Here is a 22,227-nt window from a genome sequence, read left to right as displayed (position 1 = left end):
GCGTTGGCGGCGGAGGAGAAACGAGGCTTGATCTAAATCAAGCCGAGAGGCTTGCGTCCGATACGGGGCGCTCTCGCGCGCAAAACAGCAGCACGAGCAACGGCAACGTCACAGGGACGATCAGGCTGTAGGCGCGCACCAGCAGGGGATGCGACAGCTTGATCCAGATCAACGCAGTTTTTTCCCGGAACGGGTTTGCGGAGACAGTCGCTCTGATCGGAGGACTGGCATGCATCGGTCCGTTGGACTTCTCCTGGCATTCCCGATCTTGGCCGCGCTCGCCGCACCCGATATTTGCCGCAGCGCAGACAATCGAACGCTGTCGCCGGTGCAAGAGGAAATCTGGGCTCTCCCCCTCATCCAGCCGACGATCGCTTATGTCGCGCGCCCGACCCGCCCGGGCCTGTTTCCACTCGTCGTGATGAATCACGGCGTGTCGCTGGACGCGCAACAGCGCAGCTTCTTTCCGCTGGTCGAGTTTCGCGACGCGGCGCTGTGGTTCGCGCAGCGCGGCTATCTCGTGGTTGCCCCGATGGGCTCCGGTTATGGCGCAGCCGCCCTCGATGCATCGGAGCACGGGCTTTACGGCGTGTTCTACTCAAACATCGGAAACTGCGATCATCCGAATTTCCACGACGCCGGGATGGCGGTTGCGCTACTGGATAGCTGGATCATCGACTACATGACGGAGCAGAAACTGGCCAAGCCCGACGGCGCGATCGTGATCGGCCAGTCCGCAGGCGGCTGGGCAGCGATCGCCCTGTCGAGCCGGAATCCTGCTTCAGTGAAAGCCATCATCACGTTTGCTGCGGGGCGCGGCGGCCGGGTCGGCGGCAAGCCGAACAACAATTGCGCTCCGGATCAACTGGTCGAGGCGACGGGCGAGTTCGGGCGTACAGCGCGGGTGCCGATGTTGTGGTTTTACATCGAGAACGACACGTTCTTCGGACCGGCTTTGTCGAAACGAATGCATGACGCCTATACCGCTGCCGGCGGCAACGCCGAATATCATCTGATGCCGCCTTTTGGCAGCGAAGGACACTTCTTCATCGACTCGCCGGATACCATTCCGCAGTGGTCGCCACTGGTGGCCCAATTCCTCGACAAGCACCGATAGCCCGCGCGAAGGAGGCCAGCGATGATCCGCCAACAGATCACAAGATACTGCCCTCGCCTGCTCTCACTCGGTGTGGCATCGCTGCTTATGCTGATATCGAACGCCGCGGGCGCTCAACCTGCCGCACCTCCTGCCGCCGACGAGCCGAAACCCGAAATCGCGCCGCGCGGACAACGCAGCCAGGTGCGCGAGATCAAATATGGCGACTGGCGAAAATTCTGTTTCAAGACACCCGGCACTAAACAAGTCTGCCGCACCACGATCTCTGGTAATTTTGAAACCGGCCAATCCGCTGTCCGCGCCGACCTGATCGAGGGCGGAGGCAAGGCTCGATTACAGTTCTTTCTCCCCGTAGGAATGTATTTGCAGGCCGGCGTCAAGCTTACTGTCGATCAAGGCAAGCCGCACCGGATTCCCTATGTGTGGTGCCTGACCAACACCTGTATCGCCGCTGATGTCGCAGATCCCGCGCTGGTTCGCGAGATGGAAAGCGGAAAGCACTTGCAGTTGGAAGTGGTTGATTCCAGCGTGTTGAGCGTTACCACCACGCTGCCGCTCGAACAGTTTGCGCCCGTCCATCAGGGAGCACCGACCCAGACGTTCGAGCAAGCGACTGACGAGTGATTCGAGCTACGCGAGACCTACAGCGGCACGCTCGATCGGCTCGATCAACGATTTCGCGGAAAATGGCTTGGTGAGATAGGCCAGACATCCGGACGCATGGGCCGCCATTCGGGTGGCGTGGCTATCCTTGCCGGTGATAAAAATCACGGGCAGCGAAATCCCGGCGGCGGCCAGACGGTGCCTGACATCGATTCCGGACGCGTCGTTCAGATCGACGTCCAGGATCACGCAAACCCCGTCACCAAAATCCTCGTGGTTCTGAAAGGCGCCGGCGGTCGAGAACAGCACGCTGTCATAGCCGTACTCGCGCAGCAGACGCTTAACGCCCCGCAGCATTGCGGGGTCGTCGTCAACGACATAAACCAGTTTTCGTCTGGGCAAGCGCTGGTCCTGTTCCGCCCGCCGGCGGACAGTTCAGCCGGCCATTGGGAACTACAAACCCGATGCTGCCCGGTAGGTTCCTCCAAACATGACCGGAATGTCGGAAATTATCGACGGTATCCAACCGGGAATGTCTGGTTGCCTTGCAGAACAACCACGAGGAGAGCGACGCTAATTCGACTCTGGCCGGTCCACCATCGTACCCAGTATGCCAAGCCGCTCGGCGATCGAGACGAGTTCCGCAAACGTCTGTACCTTCATCTTCTCCATGGCCTGATGACGGTGGGCCTTGATAGTCCGCTCAGTCGCACCCAATTCCCGGCCGATCTGCTTGTTGGTCTTGCCTTGAACCAGCAGGTCGAACACCTGACGCTCCCGCGGCGTCAAGGTGGCGAGGTGTTCACGTAGCGAGTCCAGCTTGTGCTTCTGCTCTCGCCAGACCTCGTGATGGGCCATCGCCCGCTCGATCGCTTGAAGCAACTGCTCTGAAGATACCGGCTTGGTGAGGAAATCCTCGGCACCCGCCTTGATCGCCCGGACGCTCGTTCGCACATCGGCATAGCCTGTAAGGAACACGATCGGCAACGTCGAGCCCAGCTTGCTCAATCGATCTTGCAGATCCGGGCCGCTCAAATCGGGAATCCGCACATCGAGCAGAATGCAGCCCGGCTGGCTTTCGTCGGGCAAGTGATCCAGCAGTTGCTGCGCGGACGGATATGTCGCAACGGAATATCCGGCCTTCTTCAGGCGCCGTTCGACGGCCATTCGGAACGAAGCGTCATCGTCGACAACATGAACGGTGCCAGGCAATCCCACCCCTCCTAGTGCAGCGCCAACGGCACGGATAATCGAAAAACCGCTCCCCCTTCGGCGAGGTTTTCCGCCCAGATCCGCCCCTTGTGAGCCTGAACAATGGTGCGCGCGATGGAAAGTCCAATTCCCAACCCGAGGTTTTTCGTGGTGAAGAAAGGATCAAAAATTTCAATCAATTTTTCCGAAGGAACGCCCGGACCGGAATCGGAAATCGAAACGATCGCCGAGGTGCCACCATTCAGTTCGGCCCGACCGATCACAGCCCGGCCATAGGGCATGTCCGCCATCGCCTCCATGCTGTTGACAACCAGGTTCAAGATGACCTGCTGCAGCTGGACGGCGTCGCCTCTGATCGGCAACGCCTCGGGAGATTCCTTGAAATAAAGCGCAACGTTTCGCGAGGCCGCCTGCACGGCAAGGAACTCGAACGCTTCGCGAATGACGTCATTGAGATCGACATCCCTGAGTTCGAACGGCGCTCGCCTGAGGAAGCTCCGCATGCGGTGAATGATCTCGCTTGCCCGTAAATCGTCACGTCTGATATCCGCGAGGATCTCCTTGAGTTCAAGTATATCGGGTGATCGCGACTTCAGGATCAGCTCGGCGGTCTCGGCGTTGGTGAGGATCGCGCCGAGCGGCTGATTGAGTTCGTGAGCGAGCGACGACGACAGCTCGCCTGCTGTGGCCTGCCGGCCGACATGCGCGAGCTCCGACAAGCGTGAGCGGGATTCGAATTCCGCATCATTGCGTTTTCTGCGTTCGTGCAGGAGAATCGAAATCAGGGCAGCTTGAATCAAGATCACGGCGGTGACAGCAAGGCTCTGCCACCAGTACCTCTCCCAAAGCGACGGTTGGCGGAATCGTATCTCGCTGTCTGGCGGAAGGTCCGACGCGGCGACACCCCAGCGTTCCATCTGCCGCCAGTTGAAGATCGGCCTCGCGGCCTCAATAGCCGTCGGAGGAATATCCTCGGCCCGCTCTCCATTGAGAATCCGCAGCGCCAGGCGTCCGGCTTCGGTCCCAATTTTGCGAGGGACCATCACATACCCACCGATCCCGCCAGGCGAAAGAAGTGTGTCGGCCGCCACCACGATCGGCCGGTTGGCCTTTTCCGCAACAAGCGATACCGCGGGGGCAGACCTGAAAAAGACCCCCGCGCCGTCAGAATGGATCGAGGTGTAGATGATCGCACTGCGCTCCGGCAGTTGCGAAACGCACTGGCGCAAATCGGCCATGGCGAGGCCCATGAGTTGAACGACGTGCAGATCGTCAGGAACCGACGCAGCCTCCTCTTTCCAGTTGTGGTAGACGGCCTGACTGTCCCATGCATCGCCAACGATATAGACGCTTGCGAGATCCGGCACGACCGCACGCGCCGCCTTGATCGCATCCGCCAGCCTCAGGTCGATAATGTTTCCCGTCACGTCAGACGGCGGGTTGAGGCGCTTGAGGTCGGGCTGGTCGACCATGGTGAACACCACCGGAATCCCCGGCCACAATTCGCTGCGCCAGCGCAGGACGAAACACAACGCTTCCGTGCCCACCGCGATCAGGACTCCGACAGGCCTGTCCCGGTATTTTGCTTTCAGCAACTGACGAAGGTTGGCTTCATATTCTCCGCCGCTAAAGTGCTCGAGATCGAGATCTTCGGCATAGATCGAAATTCGCGATTGCGGATCAGATGCCGCTTCACTCTGCAGGGCGGTGAACACCTGATGATAGAAATCGCCGCGCATATCGGACTGGTCGAGCACAAGGATCGACCTTGGCCGCTGCTCTCCGGCCGACGAATCCGCCGGCGCCAGCAACGCAATCAGCCCAACGATCAGTCCACAGATCCGCAAAACCATGACCAGCACACACGGACTGGATTTCCCTGAAAAAAATAGCACGCGCGTGTGTCGGCGCAAACATGCGGGCTGGCGAGGGGCGTGGCTCCGGAGGAAAAATTGGCAACCCTCACAATCATAGGTTGCATAACGGCATTGTCCATGAGGACAATGTCCCTTGAGGCAATGGATTGGCGCACATCCCCTGGCGTACAGAGAGGTGGGTTGAGGGACTGCCGCGGGAATACGGCGATTAGGTAAGGAAGGCTGACGAATACGTGTGGGTTTGCGTAAAAAAGGCGGGCGACAATGTTTGTAAACCTCAACGCAGGTCCTGTTAATCGACCTCGATTTCTCGGTGAACTCGGCAGCCTGTCGCAGACAGAGATCAATTCAAGCGAGTTCAAATACCGTCGCGGCGCAGAGGTTTTTGGCGAGGGCGAACCAGCCAAATATGTCTACCAGGTCATCGACGGGGCGGTCCGCAGCTACAAGCTTCTCACAGACGGACGGCGTCAAATCGGCGCGTTTCATCTGGCCGGCGATATCTTCGGCCTCGAGAACGGCGGCGTCCATCGATTCACTGCGGAAGCGATCGTCGACACGACGGTACGGCTGGTGAAGCGCGTCAGCCTGGCGCAGGTTGCAGAAAGCGACACCACCGTCGCACGTGATCTGCTCAATATGACCGCAACCAATCTGCGGCACGCCGAAGACCACATGCTGCTGCTCGGGCGCAAAACTTCCCTCGAACGGGTCGCTGCGTTCCTGCTGGAAATGGACACGCGGCTGACAGCCGCAGGGGTCATGGCGCTGCCGATGTGCCGACGCGACATCGCGGACTATCTCGGCCTCACGCTCGAAACGGTTTCCCGCGCGCTGTCCATTCTGCACGAGAAGGGCATTCTCGGTTTCCTGGGACAAACCCAACGCCAGATCGTATTGCTGGACCGGCCAAAGCTCGCAGAACTGGACCTGTAAGCGCTGGCCGGTCTGATCTTTCTCATCCCTTGATGCAAATCAAGCTCTTTCCGTTTCGCCGTCTCAGGCTAAGTGCGAACGCGAACCGCCGTCGCGTGAGCAGTCGAGGGCCTGATCATGAAATCCGTCTCTGCGGAAGAAGCCGTCGCGATGATCCCCAATGGCGCGACGGTCATGGTCGGCGGCTTCATGGGCGTCGGCACTCCGGAGAGATTGCTGGACGAACTCGTGCGGCAGAAGAAGGCTGAACTCAGCATCATTGCCAATGATGCTGCCGTCCCCGGCCGTGGCGTCGGAAAGCTGTTTGATGCCTCACTGGTTGCGACTCTTACAGCCAGCCACATCGGGCTGAATCCGAAAGTACAGGAACAGATGATGGCCAGGAAAGTCGCCGTCAACCTGGTGCCGCAAGGCACACTGGCGGAGCGCATGCGCGCCGGCGGATGTGGCTTGGGCGGCGTGCTGACACCCACCGGCGTCGGCACAATTGTCGATGAGGGCAAACAGCAGATCAAGATCGACAACAAGCCGTACCTGCTCGAGACGGCGCTGCGTGCGCAGTTCGCCCTGGTGCACGCTTTCCTCGCCGACTATCTGGGCAATCTCTCCTACGCGCTCACCGCCCGAAATTTCAATCCGGTCATGGCGATGGCGGCTGACACCGTCATCGTCACGGTCGACCATATCGTGCCGGTCGGCGTGATCGCGCCTGATCACGTGGTCACCCCCGCTCCACTTGTCGATTACCTCATCGCCAACGGTTGAAGCCATGGATCCGCAAACCATTATTGCGCGACGCGTCGCCCTCGAGCTCCGTCCCGGCAATCTCGTCAACCTCGGCATCGGGATTCCGACGCTGGTCGCCAATTTTGTGCCAACAGGGATCAACGTCTTCTTTCAGTCAGAGAACGGCCTGATCGGCACAGGTCCAATCCCCGAGCAAGGGATGGCGCATCCTTTTCTGACCGATGCCGGTGGCCGACCGATCAGTGCACTCCCCGGAGCTTCCACCTTCGACAGTTCGATGTCGTTCGGGCTGATCCGCGGCGGCCATGTCGACATCACGGTGCTGGGCGGTTTGCAGGTCGACGCCGACGGACACCTCGCCAACTGGATGATTCCAGGCAAAATGGTGCCGGGAATGGGCGGCGCGATGGATCTCGTCTCGGGCGCCAAGCGTGTCATCATCGCCATGCAGCACGCGGCAAAAGGAAAATCGAAGATCGTCCGCAAGTGTACGCTGCCGCTGACGTCGACCCGTCCGGTCGATTTGGTCGTTACGGACATGGCCGTCCTGGGGTTCGAGCATGGCCGGATCAAGCTGCTCGAAACAGCACCGGGCGTCACTGTCGCGGAAGTCATGGCGGTGACGGAGGCTGAGCTTTCGATTCCGGGCCACGTTCCGCCGATGAAAATCTGACGCCATTTCCGGAGCGGCTGATCATGCGGATATTCGATGGTTTCGATGACATCAAGTCGGCGATCGGCGCCGAGGTCGGCGTCAGCGAATGGATCGAAATTACCCAGGACCGCATCGACAAGTTCGCGGAGGCGACTTGCGACGAGCAATGGATCCATGTCGACCAGGAACGCGCCAAAGCCGAATTGCCTGGCGGCAAGACGATCGCGCATGGACTGCTGTCACTGAGCCTCGCGCCGATGTTCATCCGCTCGGTCATGGGGCTCAAGGGTCTCAAGAACACGCTGAACTATGGCGCGGATCGCATTCGCTATCTCGCCCCCGTTCCGGCCGGTTCGCGCCTGCGAGGGCGCACAAGGATCGTGGAAGCCGAGGATGTTCCGCCGGATGGCCTTCGGGTCAGTTACCGCATAACGATCGAAATCGAGGGCGGCCAACGCCCGGCCTGCGTCGCGGAACTGATTGCGCTGCACCGGCGCTGAGCGCCGTCAATCGATGATGTGGTATCCGCCGTCAATATACATGACGCTGCCGGTGATGAGCCTTGCGCCATCGAGCGCGAGGAATGCCGTCGCGGCGCCAACGTCCTCGATGCTCACCAGGCTGCGCGACGGCGCCTTGGATTGGGCCTTGTCCATCAGTTCGTCGAATTCGGGAATTCCCGATGCCGCACGCGTCGCCAGCGGCCCGGGCGAAATCGCATGGACGCGGATACCCTTCGGTCCAACTTCAGCTGCGATGTAACGGACGGCGGCCTCCAGCGCAGCCTTCGCGACGCCCATGACGTTATAATTCTGCACCACCATCTGGCTGCCGTAATAGGTCATCGTGAACATCGTGCCACCGCGCTTCATCAGCGGTTCGGCCAGATGGGCCATATGCATGAACGACCAGCAGGACACGTCCATGGTCTTCAAAAATCCTTCGCGGTCGACGTCGATGACACGGCCGTGCAATGCTTCCTTCGGCGAAAAGGCAATCGAGTGGAGAAGGAAATCGAGCTGACCCCATTCCTTCTTGATGCGCTCGAATACCTGTTCGGTCTGCCCCTCGATGTTCACGTCGAGCGGCATGACGATCGCGGCATCCAGGTCTTTGGCAAGCGGCTCGACGTATTTCTTCGCGCGTTCGTTCAGATAGGTGACCGCAAGGTCCGCGCCCAGCGCGCGGAATGCTTTCGCGCAGCCCCAGGCGATCGATTGATCGTTGGCGATGCCGACGATCAAACCTTTGCGCCCTTTGAGCGCGACCCTGGTCTCGGGAAATGCCGGGATATTCATGATACTTGCTCTCTGGTCTTGGCGGATGAATAGCGGCTCCACAGCAACGACAGCGTATGCTGCGCGATCATCAGTTCTTCATCGGTCGGAATGACATAGACCGGCGTCGTGCCGGCGCGCGAAATCTGGAAAGCGTGGCGGCCGTTTTCGAGCGGATCGAGGTCAACGCCGAGCCAGCCGAGACGTTCGGCAATGCGCGCACGAATGCTGACCGAGTTCTCGCCAATCCCCGCCGTGAAAACGAATGCATCGACGCCCTGCAAGGCCGCGGCGAGCATCCCGGCGTTCAACGCCGCACGATAGACAAAATACTCGACCGCAAACGCCGCCTCTGGCTCACCGCTGCTTTGCAGTTCCCGCATGTCGTTGCTGATGCCTGACAGGCCTTTCAGCCCGCATTCTCGATAGAGAAAGTCCTGTACTTCGGAGGCCGACATGCCCTTGGTCGAGGCGAGATACAACAACACGCCGGGGTCGATCTGGCCGGGTCGCGTGCCCATCGGCAGACCGTCGAGCGCGGTAAATCCCATCGTGCTTTCGACGCTGCGGCCGCCTCGTAGCGCGCACATCGACGCACCACTACCGAGATGGGCCACAATGACCCGGCCGCTCGCGATCTCCGGTGCGACCTTGGGCAATGTCTTGGCAATGTACTCATAAGACAGCCCGTGAAAGCCATATCGCCGCACGCCTTCAGCATGCAGTCGACGGGGGATTGCATAGTAATCTGCCACATCATCGTGATCGCGATGAAACGCGGTGTCGAAGCAGGCAACCTGGGGCAGGCTGGGAAAGTTCGCGAGCAGCGATCGGATCGGCGCCAGATTGTGGGGCTGGTGCAGCGGCGCGAGCATCGAATAGCGATCGAGCCGGCTCACTACGTTGTGATCGACAAGCACCGAGCGGTCGTAGTCAGGGCCGCCGTGCACCACCCGATGTCCGACGGCGAGCGGCACCACCTGCTGCTCGTCCCGCAACCATTCGCCGGCGACGCGCAGCGCCGCCGGAACGTCCTGAATGTTCTGGATGGGATAGGCGCGGTCCGCCAGCTTGTCTCCGGCAGCGCCGCTCGCGCGCAGACGTGGACGCGAGCCCACACCGTCCACCTGCCCCTTGATCTGACGACTTAGTCGACCGTCGTTATCGACCGCGAAGACCTGAAACTTCACGCTTGAAGAGCCGGCATTCACAACGAGGATCGTATCCATGGCGGTCATGCCGCGACCGTCGTCGTACGGCGGCGTCGTGCGTCGGCATAGAGGGTCGCGACCGCACACGAGGCCAGGCGTGCACGCAGCGAATCCGCGCGGGACGTCAGAACGATCGGAACGCGCGCACCAAGCACAATGCCGGCGCTATCCGCCTTGGCGAAATAAGCCAAATTCTTCGCCAACATGTTGCCAGCCTCGAGGTCCGGCACCACTAGGATCTGCGCCCGGCCCGCGACCTCGGATTTGATGCCCTTGATCTTCGCGGCTTCCCTGTCGATCGCGTTGTCGAAGGCAAGCGGGCCATCCAGCAATCCGCCGGTGATCTGGCCACGATCCGCCATCTTGCATAGCGCTGCCGCCTCGATCGTAGAGGGAATCTTTGCCGTCACCGTCTCGACCGCCGACAGGATCGCAACCTTCGGCTGGGGCCCGAAGCCTGCCTGGATAAAGAGGTCGATCGCGTTCTGGATGATGTCGCGCTTGCAATCCAGATCAGGAAAGATGTTGATGGCGGCATCGGTGATGAACAGCGTCTCGGCATAGGCCGGAACGTCCATCACGAAGACATGGCTAATGCGTCGATCCGTGCGGAGGCCGCTCGTCTTGGCCGTCACGCTGCGCATCAACTCATCGGTGTGAAGACTGCCCTTCATCAGCATCTCGCCTTTGGCTTCGTGGATGAGTTCCACAGCCTTGGCAGCAGCCGCCTCGCTGTGCGGCGCGTCGACGATCTCCAGGCCCCCGATATCGATACCGTGCCTGTTCGCGGTATCCTTGATCTTCGGCGCCGGGCCGACCAAGGTCGGCACGATGAGACCGGCAAGGGCGGCCTCGATGACGCCGCGCAACGAGCTTTCGTCGCAGGGATGAACGACCAGCGTGGCGGCCGGCGGAATCGTCTTTGCTGCCGCGATCAGGCGATCGTATTTGGTGTGCGATTGCCCCTCGGCCGCTTTTGCTGTTTGTGCGCTCATCGCCGCACTCCTCGATCCGCTGATACGTGTCACGATGCTTTCGCTTTGGGACTGACGGGATGATCGCTTCCGTCCGTCGCGGCCCGGTCCAAGTCAAACAATTGCGCGATCCGACCGAGACGCTTGGTGGTTTCGCCGGAAATCGTGCCGCCGGCCGACAGCACCTCGCGGATAGCGGCAAAAGCGGCGCGGCGCGGTTTCGCGTCCTGCGGTAACATTCCCGGAATTGCAGCGAGGCTTGCTTCCTGATCGAGCATCAACATGAAGAACTGCTCTCGCACCATCGTCTTGAATTCCGATATGCTCATGCGGGACGCGCTATCCTGCCTCCGCATCCGACGGAGCGCTTCCAGCCCGCGCTCGTCGACCATGCCTCGCGCCATTCCGACATAAAGCAAGGCACGAATGCCGCACTCCCTGAGACCGCCGCTTGCGATTTTTGATTTCAACTCGGCAATGCGCGCATCGAGCCGCTTGCGATGTTCGGCCGACATCGCCGGCCGTGGCGATGGATTTGCGTTCGGATCGATGCCGACCGCGGCCTGTAGCGCCGGTGATCCGTAGATCGCAAGGAAAAGCGATTCACTCAGGGATTCCTGGGCGTCGCGCCATTTGTCGAGCCCGTTGATGATGGCGTTGGACATCGTTTCCTGCACCTTGAGGAATGGATTGTCCGCAACGGCGGGTTTTCTGTTTTCGCGAGCAGCTTTTGCCTGCGCGGCCAACGATTTCATCGCCGGCGTGTCGCGGCCAAAGGCCTCATATCCGACCCGTAAAGGATGCAGGTTTCGCATCCATTGGGCGATCGCTGGCCTTGCGAACGCGCGAACCCACGGCTGAACGAATTTTCGATAGTTGGCGAGATTGATCTCGGAAACGCGCTTGGCCGCGGCAAACCTGCGCTCGTCCTCGATCGAGTTCCCGCCCATCGCCCGAAGATCGTCCAGCGTGCGCTGCTCGCAGCGCATGACCCAGTTCCCCGAAGCGAGGTCTGCACGCGCAGTATCGCTCGACTTGGCTTCAAAAGTGGCTTCGTAGAGACCCGGGGGTAGCACATCGATCAAATCGATATTGCTCGAGAACTCGCTGTGCTCCTTCTTGGCAACGCCACCCGAGACGAAGATGCCGAGATGACCGACCGTCTCGTGAACGGTGTAGACGATGGTCTGTCCGTAATACCTGATCTCATCGACGTCGCGGTAGAGGTCGAGAATCCAGCCCAAGGCTTGTTGCGGAGGCGTGATGTTGTCGCCCTTCGAGCAAAACACCACGATCGGAGAACGAATATTGCGGAGGTCTACGGGTTGACCGTCCGACATCTTGATCCGTCCAGCGGCGAGATTGTTGCCGACGAAAAGCTCGTCGACGATGAACTGGATCTCCTCGGCATTCAGGTTGACGTGCCCGCCCCACCATCGCTCGAACTCAAGATAGCGATCGGCCTCGGTATCGACCTTGGAATAGACGTTATACTGCTTGGTCCAGAGCGTATTCGAAGGATTCATGTTTTCGAAATTCTGGACCAGCCAGGCGCCGTCGAACTTGCCGGCGCCGAGATCGCTCGTGAGCGCCGTCAGCCAGCTCCCGCCCATCAATCCGCCCGAATAGCGCATCGGGTTCTTGCCGCGGACGCCCGCCCAATAAGAAAGCGGCGCACCTGCAATGATCATCGGCCCAAACAATTCCGGCCGCAGCGATGCGAGGATCATCACCGCCCAGCCTGCCTGACAATTGCCGATCACGCAGGGCTTGCCGTCCGCATCCGGATGCAGCGCGATGACTTTCTCGAGAAAGATGCCTTCCGCGCGCGCGATGTCCTCGATGGTCTGGCCTGGCATCGGTTCCGGCATGAAGCCGATGAAGTAGCAGGGGTGGCCGGCCTTCATCGCGACACCGATCTCGCTGTCGGCCTTGAAGCCGCCGATGCCGGGTCCGTGGCCGGCGCGTGGGTCGATCACGACAAACGGACGGCGCGTCGGATCGACCTCAACGCCAGCCGGCGGCTTGACCCTCACCAGGCCATAGTTCACCGGCCGTTCCAGATTTCGGCCGTCAACGACCAACTCGATCTCGTAATTGAGGACATGAGGGACAGTTTCGGACATATGCTCGCGGTATTGCTCGCCACGCCGCCGCATCACGTCCAGGAACAGGACACTGCGTTGCCTGGCATCCACGAGGTATTCGAAAGCAGAAGCAAACAGATTGGACATTGCGTTACCTCGAGCCGCGGGCCTTCCAAACACCAATAGTCAGCCAGAAGAGCCTCACTACACTTCGCCTGCATACGCGCGGGCTATCCTTGATTTAGGTCAAGGATCGAGTTCGCCGGCGCCGCCGGCACTAACCGGTTCGTTTCGGCTCCACGCCATGAGCAGTTCCCAGGCCACCGCGAGAATGATCGGGCCAACAAAAAGGCCAACGATGCCGTGCGCGAGCGTTCCGCCGAGCACGCCGACGAAAATGACGATCACCGGCGTCGACAGACCGCGCCCCATCAGAAGCGGCTTCAGCACATTGTCAGACAAGCCGACCAGGATGAGGAAGATCGTGATCAAGACAGCGGTTCCAGCTTCCTTGACCATCCAGACCCAGATGATGACGGGGAGCAGAATCGGCGCCGATCCGACCTGCACGATACCCAGCACAAGCACCGCGAACGCCAGCACACCGGCATGGGGAACGCCAACCATCTTCATGCCGGCGCCAGCGAGCAACGATTGCACCACTGCAACCCCGATCACGCCCTGAGTGACCGTGCGTATCGTGGCGACCGCCAGTGCGAGAAAGTCCGTTTTCCCATCAGGGACAATTCTGACCAGCATTTTTCTGATCGCCGCCACGATGCGTGGGCCAGACGGAAGCAGGAAGCCTGCAATTGCGACCGACACAAGGAATTTCAGCGTCCCGGTGCCGGCGCTTCCCGCAAAGGCCAATATCACTCCGGTGAGCGGCTTGAGATATGGCGCAATCTGCCGAAACGCAGCCTCGAGATTGAGTGATGCCTGTGTCCAGAACTCATAGAGCGGCTGTCCGATGAAAGGCCAGTCCTCCACCCTCACGGGCGGTGCAGGAATCCTCACTTCGCCCGAACTCAGATAATCGGACATGCTTCGCAGTCCTTCGACCAAACCAATGCCGAGCCAGGCCGCGGGTCCGAGAAAGACGGCCAACATCACGACGGTTATGGTGACGGCTGCGATCCGTGGCCGGTGACCGAGGTGGACGGACAGCCAGTCGTAAGCCGGATAGAGCGCGACAGCGAGCACAGAAGCCCAGACGAGGATCGGAACAAACGGCCGCAGCAGGATGTACGACCAGTAGATCAGGAAAGCGAGCAGCCCGAGACGAATGGCGATCTGAATCACCTCGTCGCCGGATCGTTCTCTCCGACGCAGGATCGAATGCGTATCGCCAGCGTCCATAGACTTCGAAGCTCGATGATCTACCGCTCCGCCAATACGGCGTGTATTCCACCGAGCAGGTAGTAGCGCCCCTCACCTGCCGGCTTGATCCAGATCAATCGGTTGAACTCCGCCGCGGCTCATCTCGCGCGCATTGTCCGGCTATTTCTGTTGCGGCGACGGAGAGCGGCGATGGGGCTAACCACCTATTCTGCGCGAGAGCAGCTCCGCGACGGACGGCCGATCGAAATCCGGGCGCTACGGCCGGAGGACGAGGCCGATATGCTTGTGGCGATCGATCACATCGGCATCGAGTCGTTGCAGCGCCGTTTCTTTGTGACGAAGCGTGGATTTTCCGCTGCCGAAAGAGAATTCTTCATGAAGATCGATTTCGTCAACCACGTTGCCCTCGTAGCCGAACTCGATGAAGACGGCAGGCCCGTGATTGTCGGCGGCGGCCGCTACGTCGTCGTCAAATCCGGCGAAGCCGAAGTGGCGTTCATGGTCGTCGATGCCTATCAAGGACAGGGCATCGGCGCGATCCTGACGCGGCATCTGGTGGGACTGGCTCGCGCGGCGGGGCTGAAGCAACTGGTGGCCGACGTCCTGCCCGGAAATATCGCGATGCGCAAAGTTCTCGGAAAATTCGGTTTCCAGACCGCCCGCAGTCAGGATCCGCAGGTCATGCGTCTGACGTTGTCACTCGTCCAATAGAATACGCGCAAGCGACCCCGGCCTGGGTGAGACCAGAGTCGCTCGTTGCGGTGGTCGCGATCGGTCGGGGATCGACACACGTCGCGATGCCGCCAATCAACACGACTAACGCTTCGGCCGCAATTGTCCCAAGGTGCAATACGCGTCCGCTCCTTTCGGCGTCCCCTTAACGCATGCGCCGGCTTCACGACGTCGCGCGCGTTGCACACCTTTGATCTGTGTCAAAGGCCGCCGCACGGCTCAACGTCTCCTCAACCACGAGATTTGCGCCTTGGGCACTGAATTGCGGTTTGACCTTGCGATGCCGGATACGTGGTACGTCACCTTTGAACCGCACAAGCGCGGCACGCTACCCAGACCTCGATGTCCTCGCCTGACAATGACCTTCGCCACCGAGGCCGAAGCAAGGCAGTTCGCGCGTGCCAGGCTCGATGAGGGATTGAGCGTCTTTGCCGGCACAATCAATCCTCATTTGCCAAGACAGCTCATTTCAGCCGAACATATTATCCATTGGCTGACAGCCGAATAAGCGAACAGCGATTGAGATCGCCTCTTACGTGAGGCCGACGGAATGCCTCTCGACATCAGCGCGCATTTCCGTTGCGTGTTGCCATTTTGTAACGGGGGCAAGACCCCGGCTGCGTAATCCTCGCGGGTGCATGCAATCACTCGACGAGGAGATCCTCTGATGAAGCACCTGCTCTTCGCTGCGACCGGTATCGTCGCACTGGGCCTGGCCGCCCCTGCTGGCGCGGCCGACCTTCCGGTAGCGCCTGTTAAGGCGCCGCCGCCCATCATTGTCCCCATGTATAACTGGAGCGGGTTCTACATCGGTGCCAACGGCGGATGGGGCGAGAGCCGCAACTGCTGGAGCTTCATCAATGTCGCCGGCACAACCGTGCCCGACGGATGCAGTTCCGGATCGGGCGGCGTGTTCGGTGGACAGCTCGGCTATCGCTGGCAGATGGGCCAGTTCGTCTACGGCTTCGAGGGTCAAGGCAACTGGGCCGATCTGAAAAGCTTCCACGTCAGCACCATCGCCCCGGCTTTCTCGACCAGCACCACCGTGAACAGCTTCGGCCTGATTACCGGTCAACTCGGCTACGCCGTGGACGCAGCGTTGTTTTATTTGAAAGGCGGCGCGGCCGTGGTCGGAAATCACTACGGTGTTATCGCCAATGCAACGGGCGCCGAACTCGGCGTAGCCAGTGCGACCAAATGGGGCGGCGCGCTCGGCGTCGGCTTCGAATACGGCTTCGCGCCGAATTGGTCCGTAGGCATCGAATACGATCGCCTGTTCATGGGCGACGCGAACAACTCCTTCTCCGTGAACAACCCGATCCTGGCCAATTCGCTCAATCGCATCGGCCAGGATGTCGACCTGGTGACGATACGGCTTAACTATCGGTTCGGCGGACCGGTGACCGCGAGATATTAGCGAGGCTGGCAGAACTGCCTTGCTTCATCAGTTTCCCAGCGAGTGAACCCTGATGATGAGAGGAGATCACGACAACTGACCCCCGCTACGGCGGGGGTTCTCATGTTGAGCGCGCAATTGCCGAAGCTTCGCCGGACTCAGCGGGAAACCGCGTTTCCGGCGATTACGACAGCACAGATGAAGACTGGACCGCTGTCGGACCTTCTTGCTTCATCGCCTACCGATAGCGCGCGCCCTACCATCCATAGCGACGATACGGGTACCCCGGATAACCGCCGTAGGGACGATAATAGCCGACGTAATAACCCGGATATCCATAGGAGTAGGAAGGATACGGCCCCGCATAGGCCTCGTAGTAGGAAGGATACGGCTCCGCATAGGCCCCATAGTAGGAATCGTACGGATAATATCCGCCGTAATAGTAAGGCGCAGCGATCGCTGCTCCAATCGCGGCTCCTGCAAGTACTCCTGCACCCAAGCCCCAGCCTCCCCACCCGCCGCGCCAGCCTCCACCACGCCATCCACCCCAACCGCCGCGCCATCCGCCCCATCCGCCGTAGCGAACTTGCACGACGTCGGTGTTGGCGCTCGCGGACTTCGCCAGCGGCGAGGTCGGCATTAGAGGCGCGCCTCGAGAAGGTATGGCGGATGCGAGCAACATTGTGCCGGCGACCGAAACCAGTACGGCAATCCTGCTCCTGGGCATGTTAATTCCTCCCGTTCCTGCGTTGTTGAGACAGTCGGTCCGCTTCCGCCGGTCTCGCGGCGTCGAGCGGACTTTTGCCAATTCCGACGTTCCCGCAGGCGGATCGACCCGGCTTGATCTAGGTCAATCGGCAATCGAACGGGCCGGCCGAAGAGTGACCCCGAGGTGAGGTCGCCAGCGGGAGCATGCGATGCGCAAATCGATCACGGCAGTGCTGAGGCTTTGCGGGACCGGCTTGTCAGCCGTCATCGTACTTGTTGCATCGACCGCAGCGTCGCAGGCGCAGAAGGCATTTCCTTCGCCTGAGCAGGCTGCAGCCGCGCTGGCTGACGCCGTCAAGAGTAACAGCAACCGCGCTGTCGTGAAGGTGCTCGGCCCTCCGGCCAGGGAGATCGTCGATTCCGGCGACGAGGTTGCGGACCGAGAGATGTGGCAACGCTTCACCACCGCTTACGATGCGAAGCATTCGATCAAGGCCGAAGGAAACAAGACGGCGACGCTTATCGTCGGCGACGACGATTTTCCGTTTCCGATCCCGCTCTACGCCACCAGTCGCGGCTGGGAATTCGATACAAAGGCCGGCCGTCGCGAAATTCTCTATCGCCGCATCGGTCGCAATGAACTCGATGCGATCCAGACCTGCCTCGCCTACGTAGATGCCCAGAACGAATATGCTGCGAAGGATCACGGTCTCGGCGTCGGCGTCTATGCGCAACGCATCGTCAGCAGCCCTGGCAAGAAGGATGGGCTGTTCTGGCAAGACGACGGTGACCCGAGCCCGCTCGGTGAGCTTGCGGCGGAAGCCTCACGCGAAGGATACAATGTCGATGGCCAAGGCGCGCCCTATCACGGCTACTACTATCGAACCCTGAAGGCGCAAGGACCTGACGCCCCTGGGGGCGCGGCGAGCTACCTCGTGAACAGCAAAATGATCGGAGGCTTCGCGCTGGTTGCGTACCCGGCGGATTACGGCAATTCCGGCGTCATGACTTTCATGGTCAATCACGACGGCACCGTCTACCAGAAAGACCTGGGCTGGCGGACTGACGTCATCGCTGAGCGCATGCGCCTGTTCGAACCTGACCACACGTGGAAGAAAGTGGATCCTGAGGCGCTGGAAAAGAAATGACGATGGAGGTCAGCGGGCCTCTCACCGAACAGCTCGATCTGTTCGCCGGGTCGAACTCCTGTCGGACAATAAGTGCGCTGCAGATCGCGTAGCCGGATTGCGGCCCCTTCGCCCTCAGATGGGCCAATTTCCGGAGCTTGATTTAGGTCAAGCTGACTTCCTTCAAATACGAATCGAAGTCTCGCCATGCGGTTTGTCGTTGAGCTTGTTCGAATGCAAACATGGACACGAATGCTCGTTGCCGTCGTCCTGGCGCTTGCGAGCTTAAGCGCGATCTCCGAGCGCGTCCGCGACGAGGCCGTGACCGACACTGAAATTCGCATCGGCAATCTGATGCCCTACAGCGGAAGCCTGCAGGCCTTCGGCGCGATCGGGAAAGCCGAAGCGGCATACTTTGATCTGCTGAACGAGCGCGGCGGAATCAACGGCCGCAAGATCCGCTTTATCTCCTATGACGATAAATCCGATCCAGTAACCGCCCTGAAGCTTACCAGTGCTCTTGTCGAAAACGACAACGTCCTGCTGATGTTCGGCTCCTTCGGAACTCCGGGCAATCTGGCCGTGCGCAAATATCTGAACGAAAGACAAATTCCTCAGTTGTTTGTGGCGTCCGGAGACGATCATCTATTCGATCCATCGTTGTTTCCGTGGACGATGGGTTGGCAGCCCTCATTTCGGGAAGAAGGACGCATCTACGCCAACTACATACAAGCGACCTACCCTAACCGCCGGATCGTCGCTCTTTGGCAGAACGATCAAGTCGGCCGGGAGATCTTCAAGGGGTTGGAAGACGGGCTGGGAGACACCGCACGCGCGATCAGAGCCGATATCGCCTACGATGCTGCTGACGAGCATCTGGACACGCATATTTCGATCTTGAAGCAATCGGGAGCCGAGATCTTCGTATTTGCAGGACTGCCGGCGAACGCAGCGAAAGTCATCCAGGACGCCGCGAAGCTGAATTGGCACCCTGTGTTCATCCTCGACCACATGGCCTCTTCCATTGCGACGGCGCTAAAGCCTGCCGGCCCGGAAAATTCCGTTGGGGTGATTACAGCCGCCTTCTTGAAAGATGCCAGTGATCCCGCCTGGAACGCCGACGCAAAGAATTGGCAGGCATTTATCGACAAATACAGTCGGGCGGGAGGCAAGGACGACGGCGCGGCTGTCTTCGGCTATGCGGCCGCCGAGACCCTCGTGCAGGTGCTCAGACAGTGCGGCAACGACTTGTCGCGCGAGAACGTCATGAAGCAGGCTGCGACGCTGAAGGACTACCAAAACTCCGCTTTGCTACCCGGGGTCAAAATCAGCACAGGACCCTTCAACTTCAGGCCGATCAGACATATGCGACTGGTTCAATTCGACGGCCAGACGTGGCAATCGATCGGCGATGTCCTCGAGACGGCCTTCTCCAACGCCGATCATTGATCTGCTGATTACTTCAAGAAGAAAACGGCCAGCACCATCGCGACCGGAAAAAGCCCCAGACAGATCACAGCAATCGCAAACGCCGTTTCATTTTCGAAAATACGTATCAGACGGCGACGCATTGGCGATGGCTACGGAGCTAAGACAGTCTCATTTTGCAGCTGAAGAATGCATCCGCTAAATACGATGACAAGCAAAAACAGGGATGGCGAAAATGGCCGGGGAAACGCCAAACAATTCAGATGCAGCATTGGCGAAGCGCCACAAGCAGTCTGCGATCGTCAGCCGCTTGACAATCGCGTGCTTCATGGCGATGCGCAGCGGCTACGGCCGAAAGCACCTCGGGGCGGTGTTCGAAGAACTTTTAGTGGCACTGACGATCCGGATTTCAGACAGTTTCGGCGGGCCGTCATTGACTGCTTCCGACCTTTCCAAATACCTCGGATTGCCGCGCTCCAATGTGCGCCGCTGTCTCGACGTTCTGATTTCCGAAGGCGTCGTCCGCAAGGAGGGGCCACGCGGCTATCGCGGTGACCTCGACTGGCTCGCCTCGCGAATTGACGCCGAGTATTTTCTGAAAATTCGCGATGCGATCATTACCGCTGCCGACGAGCTGAAGGCGCTGGAAGCGCCCCATGGCAACGCGGTTGACGAGCGCCCGGCATAATCAGCCGGCCGCCACGTGGTGCCCGCCGTCGATATCGATCGTATCGCCGGCGAGGAAATCCGATCGGCGACGCCGGCCCTGCCGTTCCTGCCTTTTCAGTAATGGCTGCCGATCGGCTGGCCTGCGCCCAGATCTGCGGTTGCACCTTTGGGCCGCGACTGCGCTTTTGGAATCTTCGGCAAGTCTACCTTGACCTTCTTGTAAGGAATGCTGTCGAGCAGATGCCGAATGAGGTTCAACCGCGCGCGACGCTTGTCGTCCGCCGGCACGATGTGCCACGGCGCCTCCGGCGTGTGCGTGGCCTTGATCATGCGCTGGTAGGCTTCCGTATAATCCCACCACCGCCGCACGGATTCGACGTCCATCGGGCTCAGCTTCCAATGCTTGGCCGGGTTATTGATCCGGGCCTCGAAACGGCGCCGCTGTTCGTCCTGGCTGACATCGAGAAAGTACTTGCGCAGAATGATGCCGTTGTTGACGGCCAACTCCCGTTCGACCGCAGGAGCCAGCTTCAAGAAGCGCTCGTACTCGTCGTCGCTGCAAAAGCCCATCACCCGCTCGACGCCTGCGCGGTTGTACCACGAACGGTCGAACAGGATGATTTCACCCGCCGCCGGAAAATGCGCGACGTAACGCTGAATGTAGAGCTGCGTTTTCTCCCGGTCGGAGGGTGCAGGCAATGCCACGTGCCTGTAGACGCGGGGGCTGGTGCGAGCGGTAATGCGGCTGATCACACCGCCCTTGCCTGCCGTGTCGCGGCCCTCGAAAACCACCATGACCCGCGCACTCTTGGCTCGGACCCAGGTCTGCAGGCGGACCAATTCCAGTTGGAGCTTCGCAAGCTCCTTCTCGAATTCCTTGCGACCCATCTTGTCCAAGACACCGGTCGCGTCGGTCAGGTGCTTTCTTTGGCCATTCTTCACCAATTGAAACGCTCCCATGCATGACTGGAGGCAACCCTATCGGGCGCGGTCAAAGGAGGTGGTTGACCTAGATCAATACAAGGCATTTTCGTCGAACGACCTTGAGTGGATCCAAGGTATCCGTCATTTCGTTGTGGAGCGGCTTTCAGAAATCTCGAAGCGGCTCCTTGAAGCAGTCGCAATGTATGCGAGCCGCGCAAAGGGCTGGCCAAGAGCGCGCTGCTTCGCGTGGCCAATGCAGTCCGTCACTGGACAACCAGACTGATCTCTGGCCGCCGCGAGCTACGCCCATTTTGAAACGTTCACCGCGAGGACAACGACTTCAAGTCGAGGCGGAAACGACTTGCGAATTTGCACGAGCTTCAGCCGCGACGGGCCAAAAATGTGGGAATGGCGCTCAAACGGGAAACTCAAAACTTCCAGCTAAGCCATTGAAATTGCTGTTGGAGCGGGTGAAGGGAATCGAACCCTCGTATTCAGCTTGGAAGGCTGCTGCTCTACCATTGAGCTACACCCGCGCGCCGGTCGATCCCCTATCACGCCGGATCAGCGGTCTCAACCTCCTTGCACCGTTCCCCGAGCCTTAACAGGCCGGCAGTCGCCGCTTATATTAAAGGCTCCGTCAACAACGAAAGGAGGTGATCCAGTGTCTTATACCAAGCGCTGTCACCTCGCTGGGATCGCCCGCTAAGCAACGAGCTTGGCGTCGCGATGCCGGCGCCTGGACCAGCGAGTTTCAGGAACGGGGCGCGACGGGGTCACCCGCCGCGCCCTTTGTCATTTGTCGCGCTTCGTGGAACCGAACAGCCTTCGTTTCAAAGGCGGCGGAGATCGCTCGAGGGCGCCTGCGATCGGCGGCGGGTTTCGGCCAGTCTCTCACCGCCATTCAAGACTGAGCTGCCGTAGTAGCGGTGGTGGCCGACTTCGTCGTGCCAATCGCTCCCTTCATTCGATGGCGGAAAACGCACCTGGTCGCAGATGATTCTGACTGGATGGCCTGTCATGACTGCCTCCGCTGATTGGCGTTTCGCCTCATCAGTCGCCCCCTGCGCGAGGGCCGTTCGAGTCGATCGGCGAATTATCGTATTTCAGGCGTGTTTCACCGCTGCACCGGGACGAAACAGACATCGCCGCCTCAAGGCGCGGACCGCTCATCTGGACGGGGGATACGAATTCTGCTTCATCGAT

General features: G+C 60.0%; 23 protein-coding genes and 1 tRNA gene. 12 read left to right on the top strand and 12 right to left on the bottom strand.

Annotated features, from left to right (window positions below; genetic code table 11):
* Window positions 1-37 precede the first annotated feature (37 nt).
* A complete protein-coding gene (locus VFB05_RS31430) occupies window positions 38-172 on the bottom strand; it encodes a hypothetical protein (RefSeq protein WP_325019959.1) in 135 nt (44 codons plus the stop codon).
* Window positions 173-229: 57 nt separating this feature from the next.
* Here VFB05_RS31430 and VFB05_RS31425 point away from each other — a divergent pair, with 57 nt between their 5' ends.
* Window positions 230-1,117, top strand: coding sequence for a dienelactone hydrolase (locus tag VFB05_RS31425; RefSeq protein ID WP_325019957.1), 888 nt, complete (start codon window positions 230-232; stop codon window positions 1,115-1,117).
* Window positions 1,118-1,138: 21 nt separating this feature from the next.
* Window positions 1,139-1,741 carry an invasion associated locus B family protein gene (locus tag VFB05_RS31420; RefSeq protein WP_325019955.1) on the top strand — a complete coding sequence of 201 codons (603 nt, stop codon included), beginning with the start codon at window positions 1,139-1,141 and terminating at the stop codon, window positions 1,739-1,741.
* Between the two features lie 6 nt (window positions 1,742-1,747).
* On the opposite strand, the gene VFB05_RS31415 is transcribed toward VFB05_RS31420, so the two are convergent.
* The 3 genes from VFB05_RS31415 to VFB05_RS31405 all read right to left on the bottom strand — a co-directional run bounded on the left by VFB05_RS31415 (window position 1,748) and on the right by VFB05_RS31405 (window position 4,671).
* Window positions 1,748-2,122: a response regulator transcription factor gene (locus tag VFB05_RS31415; protein WP_325019953.1), complete on the bottom strand. Its 375-nt coding sequence runs from the start codon at window positions 2,120-2,122 to the stop codon at window positions 1,748-1,750.
* 171 nt (window positions 2,123-2,293) lie between these two features.
* Complete coding sequence (locus VFB05_RS31410) at window positions 2,294-2,932, bottom strand: response regulator transcription factor (protein ID WP_325019951.1); 639 nt, start codon at window positions 2,930-2,932, stop codon at window positions 2,294-2,296.
* Window positions 2,933-2,943: 11 nt separating this feature from the next.
* Window positions 2,944-4,671, bottom strand: coding sequence for a sensor histidine kinase (locus VFB05_RS31405; protein ID WP_325019948.1), 1,728 nt, complete (start codon window positions 4,669-4,671; stop codon window positions 2,944-2,946).
* Between the two features lie 402 nt (window positions 4,672-5,073).
* Here VFB05_RS31405 and VFB05_RS31400 point away from each other — a divergent pair, with 402 nt between their 5' ends.
* From VFB05_RS31400 to VFB05_RS31385, 4 genes are all read left to right on the top strand, one after another.
* Window positions 5,074-5,745: a helix-turn-helix domain-containing protein gene (locus VFB05_RS31400; RefSeq protein WP_325019946.1), complete on the top strand. Its 672-nt coding sequence runs from the start codon at window positions 5,074-5,076 to the stop codon at window positions 5,743-5,745.
* Window positions 5,746-5,862: 117 nt separating this feature from the next.
* Window positions 5,863-6,510: a 3-oxoacid CoA-transferase subunit A gene (locus VFB05_RS31395; RefSeq protein ID WP_325019943.1), complete on the top strand. Its 648-nt coding sequence runs from the start codon at window positions 5,863-5,865 to the stop codon at window positions 6,508-6,510.
* A gap of 4 nt (window positions 6,511-6,514) precedes the next feature.
* A complete protein-coding gene (locus VFB05_RS31390; RefSeq protein ID WP_325019941.1) occupies window positions 6,515-7,165 on the top strand; it encodes a 3-oxoacid CoA-transferase subunit B in 651 nt (216 codons plus the stop codon).
* 23 nt (window positions 7,166-7,188) lie between these two features.
* Window positions 7,189-7,647, top strand: coding sequence for a MaoC family dehydratase (locus VFB05_RS31385; protein ID WP_325019939.1), 459 nt, complete (start codon window positions 7,189-7,191; stop codon window positions 7,645-7,647).
* Window positions 7,648-7,653: 6 nt separating this feature from the next.
* Here the strand turns inward: VFB05_RS31385 and fabI are convergent, their stop codons facing one another.
* The 5 genes from fabI to VFB05_RS31360 all read right to left on the bottom strand — a co-directional run bounded on the left by fabI (window position 7,654) and on the right by VFB05_RS31360 (window position 14,055).
* Complete coding sequence (fabI, locus tag VFB05_RS31380) at window positions 7,654-8,445, bottom strand: enoyl-ACP reductase FabI (protein WP_325019937.1); 792 nt, start codon at window positions 8,443-8,445, stop codon at window positions 7,654-7,656.
* Window positions 8,442-9,653 (bottom strand): acetate/propionate family kinase, encoded by a 1,212-nt coding sequence (locus tag VFB05_RS31375; RefSeq protein ID WP_325020070.1) that lies wholly within the window; start codon window positions 9,651-9,653, stop codon window positions 8,442-8,444. The genes fabI and VFB05_RS31375 overlap by 4 nt, the downstream gene beginning before the upstream one ends.
* A gap of 5 nt (window positions 9,654-9,658) precedes the next feature.
* Window positions 9,659-10,630, bottom strand: coding sequence for a phosphate acetyltransferase (locus VFB05_RS31370; RefSeq protein ID WP_325019935.1), 972 nt, complete (start codon window positions 10,628-10,630; stop codon window positions 9,659-9,661).
* 29 nt (window positions 10,631-10,659) lie between these two features.
* Complete coding sequence (locus VFB05_RS31365; protein ID WP_325019933.1) at window positions 10,660-12,843, bottom strand: DUF3141 domain-containing protein; 2,184 nt, start codon at window positions 12,841-12,843, stop codon at window positions 10,660-10,662.
* Between the two features lie 99 nt (window positions 12,844-12,942).
* Window positions 12,943-14,055 carry an AI-2E family transporter gene (locus VFB05_RS31360; protein ID WP_325019930.1) on the bottom strand — a complete coding sequence of 371 codons (1,113 nt, stop codon included), beginning with the start codon at window positions 14,053-14,055 and terminating at the stop codon, window positions 12,943-12,945.
* Window positions 14,056-14,226: 171 nt separating this feature from the next.
* Here VFB05_RS31360 and VFB05_RS31355 point away from each other — a divergent pair, with 171 nt between their 5' ends.
* The 3 genes from VFB05_RS31355 (at window position 14,227) to VFB05_RS31345 (ending at window position 16,186) form a co-directional block, all read left to right on the top strand.
* Window positions 14,227-14,748 (top strand): GNAT family N-acetyltransferase, encoded by a 522-nt coding sequence (locus tag VFB05_RS31355; protein ID WP_325019928.1) that lies wholly within the window; start codon window positions 14,227-14,229, stop codon window positions 14,746-14,748.
* Window positions 14,749-15,019: 271 nt separating this feature from the next.
* Window positions 15,020-15,277, top strand: coding sequence for a hypothetical protein (locus VFB05_RS31350; protein ID WP_414643344.1), 258 nt, complete (start codon window positions 15,020-15,022; stop codon window positions 15,275-15,277).
* Window positions 15,278-15,436: 159 nt separating this feature from the next.
* Window positions 15,437-16,186 (top strand): outer membrane protein, encoded by a 750-nt coding sequence (locus VFB05_RS31345; protein ID WP_325019926.1) that lies wholly within the window; start codon window positions 15,437-15,439, stop codon window positions 16,184-16,186.
* Between the two features lie 235 nt (window positions 16,187-16,421).
* Here the strand turns inward: VFB05_RS31345 and VFB05_RS31340 are convergent, their stop codons facing one another.
* Entirely contained in the window at window positions 16,422-16,892 is a 471-nt protein-coding gene (locus tag VFB05_RS31340) for a hypothetical protein (RefSeq protein ID WP_325019924.1), read from the bottom strand.
* 190 nt (window positions 16,893-17,082) lie between these two features.
* Between VFB05_RS31340 and VFB05_RS31335 the strand changes: the two genes are divergently transcribed.
* The 3 genes from VFB05_RS31335 to VFB05_RS31325 all read left to right on the top strand — a co-directional run bounded on the left by VFB05_RS31335 (window position 17,083) and on the right by VFB05_RS31325 (window position 20,116).
* Window positions 17,083-18,021 (top strand): DUF2950 domain-containing protein, encoded by a 939-nt coding sequence (locus VFB05_RS31335; RefSeq protein ID WP_325019922.1) that lies wholly within the window; start codon window positions 17,083-17,085, stop codon window positions 18,019-18,021.
* 213 nt (window positions 18,022-18,234) lie between these two features.
* Window positions 18,235-19,449: an ABC transporter substrate-binding protein gene (locus tag VFB05_RS31330; RefSeq protein ID WP_325020066.1), complete on the top strand. Its 1,215-nt coding sequence runs from the start codon at window positions 18,235-18,237 to the stop codon at window positions 19,447-19,449.
* Between the two features lie 214 nt (window positions 19,450-19,663).
* Entirely contained in the window at window positions 19,664-20,116 is a 453-nt protein-coding gene (locus VFB05_RS31325) for a helix-turn-helix domain-containing protein (protein WP_325019920.1), read from the top strand.
* A 95-nt stretch (window positions 20,117-20,211) separates the two neighbouring features.
* On the opposite strand, the gene ppk2 is transcribed toward VFB05_RS31325, so the two are convergent.
* Together ppk2 and VFB05_RS31315 are read right to left on the bottom strand one after the other, a co-directional pair.
* Window positions 20,212-21,039: a polyphosphate kinase 2 gene (ppk2, locus tag VFB05_RS31320; protein ID WP_414643345.1), complete on the bottom strand. Its 828-nt coding sequence runs from the start codon at window positions 21,037-21,039 to the stop codon at window positions 20,212-20,214.
* Between the two features lie 444 nt (window positions 21,040-21,483).
* Window positions 21,484-21,557: transfer RNA gene (locus tag VFB05_RS31315), tRNA-Gly, on the bottom strand.
* Window positions 21,558-22,227 lie beyond the last annotated feature (670 nt).

Origin of the sequence: Bradyrhizobium sp., from assembly GCF_035652035.1 — a bacterium.
GTDB lineage: Bacteria > Pseudomonadota > Alphaproteobacteria > Rhizobiales > Xanthobacteraceae > Bradyrhizobium.
The sequence above is the reverse complement of the archived record's forward strand: the minus strand, read 5'-3'. Positions and strand labels throughout refer to the sequence as shown.